Here is a 12,311-nt window from a genome sequence, read left to right on the forward strand (position 1 = left end):
CCATTTATCTAGCTTTTAGTGGCTTTACTGGTAGTTGTCGTTGAGTCAGTGTCACTAGTATTGAGTGGGGTTAAATGCCAAATGTCGTCACTGTATTGGCTTATGGTCCTATCACTTGAAAATATGCCACTGGCAGCGGTATTTAAAATACTCATTTGCGTCCAATAAGCTTGATCAGCATAGGCTTTATCTACTTGCTTTTGTGCAGATACGTAGCTTTCGAAATCGTGTGCAACAAGCCATGGATCGTGTGGGCTCTTAATTGCATTAATTACATCGTCAAATAGGCAAGGTTCAAATAAATTAAAGTGCCCGCTTTCTAACAAGTGCATAACATTAGCTAAGTCGCTATTTTGTTCAATTAAATGTGCGGGGTTATAACGCGACTTAATATCATCAATCTGATGTGCCTCTGCACCAAATAAGAAGAAATTATCGGCACCAACGGCATCTCTAATTTCGATATTGGCGCCATCTAACGTGCCAATAGTTAATGCACCATTCATCATGAACTTCATATTACCGGTGCCTGAAGCTTCTTTACCGGCAGTTGAAACTTGCTCAGACAAATCAGTAGCTGGACAAATAACTTCCATGGCTGTCACATTGTAATTAGGTAAAAAAGCCACGCGTAAATACGACGACGCGAGGGGATCTTTATTGATCACATCTGCCACATTATTGATTAGCTTAATTATTTTTTTAGCCATGTAGTAACCCGGTGCAGCCTTACCACCGAGTAAAACACAACGTGGCACTAACCCTTGTGTATCACCACGGCGAATGCGGTCATATAAATGGATAACATGGAGTATATTTAGTAACTGACGCTTGTATTCATGAATCCGTTTAACTTGTACATCAAACATCATGGATACATCAAACTCTACACCACAGCGCTCTTTCACTAAATCAACTAAACGTTGTTTGTTTGTTACTTTGGCTTTTTGCCACTGTGCTTGAAATGATGTGTCATCATAAAAACGACGTAGCTGGTTTATTTGAGCAAAGTCACGTACCCAATCGGTGCCTATTTTCTCACTAATCAATTCACTCAATGTAGGGTTACAATGGGCTAGCCAACGGCGAGGTGTGACCCCATTGGTTTTGTTATTAAACTTGTTAGGCCAAAGTGTATAAAACTCTTTAAATAAACCCGCTTTTAATAGCTCTGTATGCAGTGCAGCAACACCATTAACTGAATAGCTGCCTACAATGGCTAAATAAGCCATGCGAATTTGCGGTTCGCCACCTTCCTCTATTAGCGATAGCTCTCGCTGTTTATCAACATCACCAGGCCAATGCTGTGCAACTTCAGCTAGAAAACGTGCGTTTATCTCAAATACTATTTCTAAAATACGGGGTAACAATTTTGAAAATAATGAAACTGACCATTTCTCTAACGCTTCTGGCAATAATGTATGATTTGTGTAGGCCATTGTTTTTGTGGTTATTTGCCATGCATCATCCCAGTCGAGCTCGTAATCATCAACTAACACTCGCATAAGCTCTGCCACTGCAATACTTGGATGAGTATCGTTTAATTGAAAAACATGGTAATCGGCAAAATCAGTAAAGCTTTCACCATGGTCACTCACCCACTGATCAACAATGTCTTGAATACTCGCTGATGATAAAAAGTATTGTTGGCGTAGTCGTAGCTCTTTACCATTTTCACTGCTGTCGTTAGGGTAAAGTACCATAGTGATTTGTTCAGCTAAGTTTTTTTGTGCAACGGCTTCTGAATAACTACCCGCGTTAAATTCAGTTAGGTTAAATTCGTCGGTCGCTTCTGATTTCCATAAGCGTAGCGTGTTTACAATATTGTTTTTATAACCAGGAATGGGCACATCGTAAGGCACAGCTAACACGTCATGGCTACTAACCCACTGGCGGTGTTCCCTACCTTGTTTATCAGTATAACTATTTACATAACCACCGAACTTAATGCGCTTAGAATGCTCGGGAGCACTTAGCTCCCAAGGGTGACCCTCACGAAGCCAATTATCGGGTTGCTCTATTTGATTACCATCATTAATTGATTGGTTGAACATTCCGTATTCGTATCTAATGCCGTAACCCACAACGGGTAAAGCTAAACTTGCACAACTATCTAAAAAACACGCAGCTAAGCGTCCTAAGCCACCATTACCAAGGCCTGCATCGTGCTCTGCGTCTTCGACTGTTTCAATTTCGGTACAATATTCTTGTAGTGCCGATGACACTTGATCCTCTAAATCAAGATTTAATACCGCATTTCCCAGAGCACGCCCCATTAAAAACTCAAGTGAAAGGTAACTGGTTTTTCTGCTTTTTTGCTGTTTGATTTTTTTATTCGTTTCCCGACACCGTGCCACTAAACGATCGCGGATCGTCAATGCTAATGCATGGTACAAATACAGCTGTGACTCACCGACTTTGTCTCGCCCTAGGGTGTAATAAAAATGGCGCGTTAAATCATCTTTTAAGGTGCTTTCGTCTATTACTGGGCCTTCTTGCCACCCCTTTACAACACATACTTGTTCAACTTGCTTAGCCATTAGCTACGTCCTCTAAGTTAGCACTAAAAACCCAACTACTTTGTGCAGAAATTTCAACGGGTGCATCTTGGTGAGTTGTTAAAGATGCATTATTTACACTTGATAAAACCATTTGCCACTGCGCATTAATAGGTGATGGAGGCAACTGACAACTGACTGATTTTTTATTAGCATTGAATACAATAAGTAATGCGTGTTTATTTTGCTTATCAAGTAAGCTGTACATTAAGAATTGTCTGGACTCTTCATGCCAATGCGAATCTGTCATAGTGTCACCTGTTTCGGTAAACCATTTAACAGTAAAGCGCTCGTCTATATCGTCTAAAAATACACTATGTTTAAACGCACTATGTGCACGTCTAATTTTAAGGGCATCGTCTATAAAACGCGTTAAAGAATGATTTAGCTGTGATTCTTTCCATGCAAGCCAACTCGTGCGATTATTTTGACAATAAGCATTGTTATTACCCCCTTGAGAATGTGCCATTTCGCTGCCAGCAGCAATCATAGGCACGCCTTTAGAAAGGATTAATGTGAGTAAAAAGTTTTTTTGCTGTTGTAATCTTAGTGCGGCTATTTTTTCATCATTGCTAAATCCTTCAGCCCCGCAGTTAAATGAGTGATTTGCACTGTGGCCATCTCTGTTATTCTCGCCATTAGCTTCATTGTGTTTATGCTCGTAACTCACTAAATCTGCAAGCGTAAATCCATCATGGCTGGTTATAAAATTAATACTATTTAATGGGCCTCGATGGCTATGCTCAAATATATCAAACGAGCCATGTAAGCGTTTAGCCACGTTGGCTATAATCCCTTCATCGCCTTTCCAAAAACGACGAATTACATCTCGATATTGGTCATTCCACTCTCGCCAAGGTGGAGGAAAAGCCCCTAGTTGATACCCACCAGGGCCAATATCCCATGGCTCACTAATTAATTTTACCTTGTTTAAAACAGGGTCTTGAGCAATAGTCTGTAAAAAAGTATGCGCTGAACTAAACCCAGCCTTTGAGCGGCCCAGTATTGTTGCTAAATCAAATCTAAAACCATCGACACCCATTACTTCAACCCAATATCGCAGGCTATCGAGTACGAGCTGCAAGGTTTTTGGGTGATCTATATTAATGGTATTGCCACACCCCGTATCATTTATGTATACATTAGGTTGTGCTTCTGCTGTGCGGTAATAAGCAAGGTTGTCTAAGCCGCGCAACGACAATATGGGGCCATCATTACCCGCTTCAGCTGTATGGTTGTAAACAACATCTAAAATAACTTCAATATCTGCAGCATGAAGCTCCTTAACCATCTGTTTAAACTCGTTAATATCGTCGTTTACCAAATAGTCTTTGTGAGGAGTGAAAAAGTTAAGCGTGTTGTATCCCCAATAATTTTGTAGGCCTTTGCCTGTTAAAAATTGCTCGCTAATAAAAGCATGCACAGGGAGTAGCTCTATTGCTGTGACTCCAAAACTTTTTAAATGGTCAATAAAATGCGGGTGACTCAATCCTAAAAATTTGCCTTGCAGCGCCTTAGGTATTTTAGGATGACGACACGTAGTCCCTTTTACATGACACTCATAGATAACTGTTTTAGACCATCTGTGATTCGGTTTTTTATGTTCATAAAAATCAATTGATGACACTTTTGATTTTGGTATATCAATGGCATTGTTAACGGTACTTTTGGTGCCTATTGGCATTTGTCCATAATGGCGTTCACTCCATGTAAACTCACCAAATAAATCTTTAGCGTAAGGGTCAATTAATAATTTATGTTCATTAAATAGCAGGCCATTATCAGGGTTATATTCGCCCTCAACCCTGAACCCATAAAGTGCCCCAGTATTAAGCGGTGCAATATGAATACTCCAAATACCACCTTCATTTATATTCATAGCCACTTTTAGTATTTCAGAGTGGCCACTTTTATCAAATAAACACACATACGCTTGTGTCGCTTTTGGCGCATACAATGAAAAATTAACACCATTTAAATGCAAGCTCGAGCCAAGAGGCTCAACAAGGCCATGAGTTACTTCAAATTGATTACTCATCTTGTACCTTTTGCAAATAAATTGTTGTTAAGCCACCCATAGCAATAGTGATGCTTTGGTTAAAACCATGTTGAGGATTGTCGTTAGTGACGACAGTATTTGATTGGTTTTGCGATACTTTAATACCCGAGCCAAAAAATTCGCTTTCATCCGTGTTTATTATTACTTTATAAACGCCTTTACTCGGAACGCCTAAGGTATATTCTTGATATGACATAGGCGTAAAGTTGGCAATCACAACTACAAAGTCATGGGCATTTTTAGCGTAACGTACAAAGCTTAAAATACTTTGCTCGTTATTATTGTTGTCAATCCAATCAAATCCTGCGGCACTTGAGTCAAGTTCATACAGCGCGGGTTGATTTTTATAAACCTCATTTAACGTTTTTACTGTCTGCTTTATACCTTTATGACTTTCATGTTCTAGTAAATGCCAATCAATAGAATGATCATGCCCCCACTCAGCACGTTGAGCTATTTCCCCCCCCATAAATAACAACTTTTTACCTGGGTGTGCCCACATAAATGCATAATAAGCACGTAAATTTGCGAATTTTTGCCAATCATCGCCCGGCATTTTTTCAATTAGCGCGCTTTTACCATGAACAACTTCATCGTGACTCAGCGGTAAAATAAAGTTTTCACTAAATGCATATACCATCGAAAACGTGATTTCGTGATGGTGATGTTGCTTATAAAGTGGATCGCGTTGCATATACAACAAGCTATCGTTCATCCACCCCATATTCCATTTATAGCCAAAGCCTAGGCCATTATGCTCAACACTCTGCGTAACACCTGGCCAAGCAGTCGACTCTTCTGCCACCATCATAATGCCAGGGTTGTTTTTATAACTGCGTAAATTAACCTGTTTGAGGCATTCAATTGCACCGAGGTTTTCGCGACCGCCATAGCAATTAGGTATCCACTCACCTTCTTTACGGCTGTAATCTAAGTACAACATTGACGCAACGGCATCTACTCTTAAACCATCTAAGCCAAATTGATGAAGCCAATACATTGCATTAGAAATCAAAAAGCTCTTAACTTCTGGACGGTCATAATTATAAATATAAGTATTCCAATCTGGATGAAAGCCTTGGCGCATATCGGCATGTTCGTACAAGTGCGTACCATCAAATCGGTGTAAACCATGGGGATCACTTGGGAAATGCCCAGGAACCCAATCAAGTAAAATCCCTACGTTATATTTATGGCATTGCTCTACAAAATATTTAAAGCTGTTGTAATCGCCAAAACGACTGGTTGGAGCAAACAGCCCAACAGGCTGATAGCCCCATGAACCGTCAAACGGATATTCACTTATGGGCATAAGCTGTAAGTGGGTAAAGTTCATTTCAAGCGCGTAGCTTACGAGTTTGTCGGCAAGTTCGGTATAACTTAAATAACGATTACCTTCACCTCGCTGCCACGACGCTAAGTGCACCTCATAAATACTGATTGGTGCGTCTATATGATTACGCTTTTGCCTATTGCTTATTGCTTGTTCACTTAACGCTATTGCCTCTGGTTTGTATTGAAGAACACTCGCGGTACCAGGTGCCTGTTGCATTTTAAAAGCGTAAGGATCTGCTTTTTCTATTACCTCACCACTTTGCGCTGTAATGGCAAATTTGTAGCACATGTCTGCTTTAAGCTCGGGAATGAATAACTCCCACACACCACTGGCAGGGTGAAAACGCATAAAATGTCGATTCGCTTGCCAAAAATTAAACTCACCAATAATTGAAACGCTGGCTGCATTAGGTGCCCACAAACAAAAACGAACACCATCTACATCTTGCTGGTTGGTAAAGTGCGCGCCAAAGTGCAAGTATGCATGCTCTAAACTGCCCTCGTTGAATAAGTACATGGCATCTGTATCAAGCTCACTGTTAAAACTATATTCATCAAAAAACGTAGTCGAAGTGTCGCTATATTTAGCTGTAAATAAATAAGGCGAGGTAGGCAAATGACTTACACGGGCTATAAATAAATCACTGTGCTTATATCTTTGCGTTTCGACTATTTGATTGTCAATTGACAAAGAAACATGTTGGGCACCGGGTAAATATACACGCACTTCTATATTTGATTCACTTACTTTATGTGCACCTAAAAAGCTAAATGGGTCTTTAAATCGCCCTATGTTAAGTGCATTAACTTGGGCATCGTAGTCAGCGCATTGAGATTTAGGTAATGCCGAACTATTTGAAGCTGTACTGCTCATTTAACCCTTCCTTATTGAATCGATTGCAGCTAAAAGCGTGGCGTTGTTAGCAAAAATTTCTTCACATGTATGTGTTAACACACGTCGCCAATTTGGATATTCTTTGTCTGTACCAGGAATATTCACCGGATATTGCTGTTCATCTAAATCATCTATTTGTAGTGCAAACAATCGAGAATCTGAGCCAGCTAAACACTGGCTAAGCGCACGGTAAACCGACTTAGCATCGCTGTGTATTGTTAATGTAAGATTAGCTGTAGCATTGATAAAACGAAGCAATCGCGTTTTTTCATCGATTCTCTGGTTGGTAATTTGCGTTGATTGTTGGTCGTCAATTAAATGATATTGTTGTTTTATAGCTATGTCATCGTGCTGCCACCAGCCTGTAAAGGGCGGTACATCGTGATTTGCAATCATCAACAAACACTGAGAGGGTAATTCGTGTAATGGTAAAAAATCACCATCGTTTTGCTTTTCAAAATAAAACAAACTGTTTGAAAAAATACCACTACTTGATAATGCATGTTTTACTTCTGGTGGGACAATGCCTAAATCTTCACCTATAACTATGCTTTGATTAATATGCGACTCTATTTTCAAAATAGCCAGCAAATGTTCAAAGGGGTAATAAATATAGCAACCATCACGCTGACCATTATTTTCAAAACACCACCACAAGCGGCGAATAGCCATAACATGGTCGATTCTTAGCCCGCCTACATTCTGCATATTTTCACGAATTAACGAACGGTAAAATGAGTAGTTATTGCGTGCTAAACTTTGCGGGTTTAAAGCCGGTAACCCCCAATCTTGCCCGCCCTCAGCCCAAGGATCAGGCGGTGCACCCACACTGGCATTATCGGCGAATAATGACTGTTGTGATTTGAACTCAACACCATCGCCAGCGCACCCAACAGCTAAATCATTAATCAGACCTATTGACATACCCCCTTTCATACACCGCTCTTGACATAAACCAAGTTGAAGATGCGCTTGCCATTGTAGGTAATAATCAAAAAGAGGGGTTTGTGAATCTATTGTTTGTAAGGTGGGCTGATGTTTATCGCAAAAAGTATTGAATGCATCACGACGAAGCTTACTGGCTGTTAATTCAAAATGGTTGTACAGTGCTTTAAATAATTTATATTTAACGCAACTAACATCCTCGTAATTAATAAACTGTCCGCTTTTATTTAAAAGAGAAGTCGCCTCATTACTTTGCATAATTTTTGCTAATTCAGCATTGTTTTTACTGTCTTCGCACAAATCAACAGAAATGTATAAAGGGTTCAGTAACGCACGACTATTAGGGCTGTATGGGCTTGCACGCTCAGGCATTTCGCAAAACAACAAATGCAGAGGGTTGAGCAAAATGTAATCCATATTGTGCTCACAGCACAACTCAACTAGCGTGAGTAAGTCTGAAAAGTCGCCAATTCCCAGTCTTTCTTTATTTTTAAGCGTATATAACTGAACCGACAACCCCGTTTTTTTGTATCTTCAACTTGAAAAACACGCTCGGGCACAGACCAGATCTCAGTACTTGCGTGCTGTTCACCTACTGTAATGTCTCCGTGGTAATACCCTGTTGGTATTGAAGGTAAAGGCAGTGCAATTTCAATATAACGGACGCCATTAAAGTGGTATTCACCTGTAATTATTAAATCATCAAGGTTAGTAAATTCACACTTTATTCCCAGTTGTTCAACACTTACTGATGCAGTTTGGCTAAGTTGTCTGTCATCTATTTTCACTTTTAAATAAAAGTCTGTTTGCTCAATTAAACTTACATTGGGCAAGAGCTGCATCCAAGGCTCTACATCGAGCTTGTAATTTAATTGAGCTATTTTGTTATAGTTGTTGGTATCAACACCACAACATTGCAGGGCAAGCTTACGTGTATCTTCACTGAAAAATATCTGCTCGCCTGTGTATTTAGTAAACTCATAACCAATACCGTGTAAGTAAAACAACTGCGAAAGTTCGTTCATTTACAGGCCTTAATTAATACGTTGGGTATTAACAATACTATTTTCAGTTCCAAAACTGTTAGCCTCATAAGCGTCTGCTTTATGATCGTTATCCCAAAATTCGCCATTTATTAAATACCGAAAGTGGTATTGTTGATCAAGAGGAAGGCGTTGTTTGCATTTAAACACACCTTGTTTTTTATTAAGCTTCATTGGCACGGGCTGCCAGCTGTTAAACTCGCCAATTAAGCAGACCTCTTGCGCATCTGGGTGAGCAAATTCAAAGGTGATTTCCGCTTCATCTTTTGTTTTAAAAAATCGTTTGTGCAACATAGTAGGCTCCAACTAAACAGTAAAAGGTATTTAATTATTGCCACAGGGCCTATTTTTAAGCTGGCGATGTGGGAATGTATTCAGTCAAACTTTAAGCTAACCGTAGTAAAGCAAACTTTTGTTTACGCTTTATTACAGTGCAGGCAATCTTACTTATCGCACTTTATTAGTGCGTAAAGCGTAAAATATAGACATTAAGAATTGCATATACATTACAGAGCAATTTTCAAACCAACTGGAGCGATTTTAACCATTTAATACTTATCTTAATTACACTGATGATTTGGTTTGAAGTAACGAGAGAGCTTACCCAATAAACTGCTTTTGTTACGTATTCACATCAGTGATAATACACATCAAGTTAACGCTCTGAAATATCGTAAATTTCATGTTGAAAAAAAGCATTTTATTAACTACGTCATTAATTTTTTTTGTTGTCGCAGTGTTTATTATTTCCTCAATCTACACCTTATACAGTAAAAAGGAAATTTCATTCGACCCTAAACTCAAAGAAATATCAGGCATTGAATTTGATAAGCGCGATCGCTTGTGGGCAATTAACGATGGGGGTGACGATCCAAAGCTTTACCGCTTAAATAAAGATGGGTCGATTGCGCAAGAGATTTTAGTATCTAATGCTAAAAACATTGATTGGGAAGACATGACTCAAAATAAATTTGGTCATTTCTTTTTAGGTGATTTTGGTAACAATAAAAATGATAGGCGTTGGCTGACTATTTATAAAATAGAGAATCCAATTGATATCAAAACCGATACAACAAATGCCGAAATAATAAAGTTTACGTACCCTGAAATGGATGGCAATCCAATAAAACCAAGTAATCGTAATTTTGATCTAGAAGCGTTTGTAGCTCTGGGTCGCCACCTTTATTTATTCACTAAAAACCGCACAGAACCTTTTGATGGCATTACAAATTTATACAAAGTAGGCGACCACGCTGCTAACTTTAAAGCCCAATTAATAGGATCTTTTAAAACCTGTACAACAATGGAAAAACTGTGCTGGATAACCTCTGCAGCGTTAAGCCCAGATCGTAAAAAACTCGTACTACTCGACTCTACCAGTATTTGGTTATTTGAGAACTTTAAAGGTGATCAGTTTTTCTCTGGTGATGTGTCTAAAATAGATTTAGGCATCGTTACGCAAAAAGAAGCCATCACTTTTTATGACGATAATACAATTGTATTCACCGACGAGGAGTTTAAAGGAATTGGTGGTAATGCCTACTTTATAAAACTTGATAAAGCAAAAAAAGTGGTTGTTAAACGCGCTCTCCCATAGTGCAATAAAACATAAATTTACATAGGAAGTACATCAACGTTTAAACTTGGTTTCTAAAATAACCGAAGAAGTTGTGCGTTCCACACCATCTAAATTACCAATATCATCGAGTAGGTGGCTTAATTTTTCTAAGTTTTGCGCTTGTACAACAGCAATTAAGTCAAACTCACCGCTTATTGCATAAAGCTGTGATATCGCATCAATTTGCTTTAGCTCAATATTCGTCTTAGTAGTAAGCTTTTGAATCACCTTTATTGACACATGTGCCGATACCATTTTACTTGAAAAAGCATCGCCGTAATCAACGCTATAGCCTTTAATAACACCCGTTTCTTCTAATTTAAGCATCCTACTTTGCACTGTAGAACGCGATAAATTAAGAATTCTAGCTAAATCAGAAATACTCGCTCTAGCGTTGGTTTTAAGGACAGAAAGTAACTTTTCATCTTGTGGAGTTATCATATTGCTTATTGATTTCGTTATTTTGACTTTTATTGTAATCAATTTTCACAAAATAGCACTGCAAATTTAACCTATAACCTTCGATAATAACCACTAATAAACAAAAATTACCTAGCTCAAGAAAACGCTTAACGTTTTTATTTTGCTAATCTTTATTCAATATTCACAATTTTTAGGTGTACATAATGCAAGTAACAAGAGACTTATTTAATGATGTAATGGTGCCAAACTACAACCCTTCTGCTGTTATTCCAGTGCGAGGCGAAGGCTCACGTGTATGGGATCAAAATGACAATGAGTTTATTGATTTTGCAGGTGGTATTGCCGTTAATTGTTTAGGCCACTGTCACCCAGCGCTTGTTAATGCACTTAAAGAGCAAGGTGAGAAAATTTGGCACTTATCAAATGTAATGACTAACGAGCCTGCCCTGCGTTTAGCACAAAAAATGGTTGGAGCGACATTTGCTGATAAAGTGTATTTTGCAAACTCAGGCGCAGAAGCTAACGAAGCGGCTCTCAAGCTTGCTCGTCGCTTCGCACTTGATAAGTTTGGCGCAGAAAAATCACAAATAATCGCCTTTAACAAAGGTTTTCACGGTCGTACATTTTTTACTGTAACGGTGGGTGGACAAGCTGCTTACTCTGATGGCTTTGGCCCTAAACCTGGCGACATTATGCATTGTGATTACAACGATATCGAAGCATTTGAAGCACTTATCAGTGATAAAACATGTGCCGTGATGATGGAGCCACTTCAAGGTGAAGGCGGTATTATTTCACCTACCGACGAATTTTCTAAAAAAGTACGCGAGTTATGTACTAAACACAATGCACTACTAATTTTTGATGAAGTACAAACAGGCGTTGGCCGCACTGGCGATTTATACGCTTACGAAGGCTTAGGTGTAGTACCCGATATTTTAACGACTGCTAAAGCGTTAGGTGGTGGTTTTCCTATAGGTGCTATGATCACACGCACTGCTATTGCAGAGCATTTAAAAATAGGTACGCACGGCTCTACGTACGGTGGCAACCCACTTGCATGTGCAGTAGCAGAAGCTGCCTTTGATACCGTAAATACACCTGATGTACTAAACGGCGTTAAAGAGCGCGAACAGTTATTCCGCGATGGCTTAAACGCAATAAACGAAAAATACAACGTATTTAGCGAAGTACGTGGTAAAGGTTTACTTATTGGTGCGGTATTAAACGATAAATTTGAAGGCCGCGCACGTGACTTTTTAGTTGCCAGTGCTAACAATGGTTTAATGAACCTTGTTGCAGGCATGAATGTTATTCGTTTTACCCCTTCTTTAGTTATTCCATTTGAAGATATTAAAGAAGGCCTAGCACGCTTTGAAAAAGCAGTAAGCGACGTAGTAAACGGCTAATTTAATTAAGCGCGCCTCACGGCGCG

General features: G+C 39.2%; 7 protein-coding genes and 1 pseudogene. 2 read left to right on the top strand and 6 right to left on the bottom strand.

Annotated elements, in window-relative coordinates; translation table 11 throughout:
- Window positions 1–8 precede the first annotated feature (8 nt).
- The 5 genes and pseudogenes from P20480_RS13490 to P20480_RS13475 all read right to left on the bottom strand — a co-directional run bounded on the left by P20480_RS13490 (window position 9) and on the right by P20480_RS13475 (window position 9,129).
- The gene (locus tag P20480_RS13490; protein WP_008127866.1) at window positions 9–2,540 is read right to left on the bottom strand and encodes a glycogen/starch/alpha-glucan phosphorylase; all 2,532 of its coding nucleotides are present in this window, start codon (window positions 2,538–2,540) and stop codon (window positions 9–11) included.
- Window positions 2,533–4,596, bottom strand: a complete 2,064-nt coding sequence (glgX, locus tag P20480_RS13485; protein ID WP_008127868.1) for a glycogen debranching protein GlgX — start codon at window positions 4,594–4,596, stop codon at window positions 2,533–2,535. The genes P20480_RS13490 and glgX overlap by 8 nt, the downstream gene beginning before the upstream one ends.
- The gene (gene glgB / locus P20480_RS13480) at window positions 4,589–6,826 is read right to left on the bottom strand and encodes a 1,4-alpha-glucan branching protein GlgB (RefSeq protein ID WP_008127870.1); all 2,238 of its coding nucleotides are present in this window, start codon (window positions 6,824–6,826) and stop codon (window positions 4,589–4,591) included. Before glgB ends, glgX begins: the two co-directional genes overlap by 8 nt.
- Window positions 6,827–8,817, bottom strand: a pseudogene (malQ, locus tag P20480_RS17780) (4-alpha-glucanotransferase).
- A gap of 9 nt (window positions 8,818–8,826) precedes the next feature.
- Window positions 8,827–9,129, bottom strand: coding sequence for an isoamylase early set domain-containing protein (locus P20480_RS13475; RefSeq protein WP_008127875.1), 303 nt, complete (start codon window positions 9,127–9,129; stop codon window positions 8,827–8,829).
- Window positions 9,130–9,517: 388 nt separating this feature from the next.
- On the opposite strand from P20480_RS13475, the gene P20480_RS13470 reads away from it, so the two are divergent.
- On the top strand, window positions 9,518–10,432 hold the full coding sequence (locus P20480_RS13470) for a hypothetical protein (protein WP_008127877.1): 915 nt from the start codon (window positions 9,518–9,520) through the stop codon (window positions 10,430–10,432).
- 33 nt (window positions 10,433–10,465) lie between these two features.
- On the opposite strand, the gene P20480_RS13465 is transcribed toward P20480_RS13470, so the two are convergent.
- A complete protein-coding gene (locus P20480_RS13465; protein ID WP_008127879.1) occupies window positions 10,466–10,894 on the bottom strand; it encodes an Lrp/AsnC family transcriptional regulator in 429 nt (142 codons plus the stop codon).
- 185 nt (window positions 10,895–11,079) lie between these two features.
- On the opposite strand from P20480_RS13465, the gene P20480_RS13460 reads away from it, so the two are divergent.
- Window positions 11,080–12,285 (top strand): aspartate aminotransferase family protein, encoded by a 1,206-nt coding sequence (locus P20480_RS13460; RefSeq protein ID WP_008127881.1) that lies wholly within the window; start codon window positions 11,080–11,082, stop codon window positions 12,283–12,285.
- Window positions 12,286–12,311: the final 26 nt, after the last annotated feature.

This window comes from Pseudoalteromonas sp. BSi20480 (assembly GCF_000241365.1).
In the GTDB taxonomy this organism is placed as follows: domain Bacteria; phylum Pseudomonadota; class Gammaproteobacteria; order Enterobacterales; family Alteromonadaceae; genus Pseudoalteromonas; species Pseudoalteromonas marina.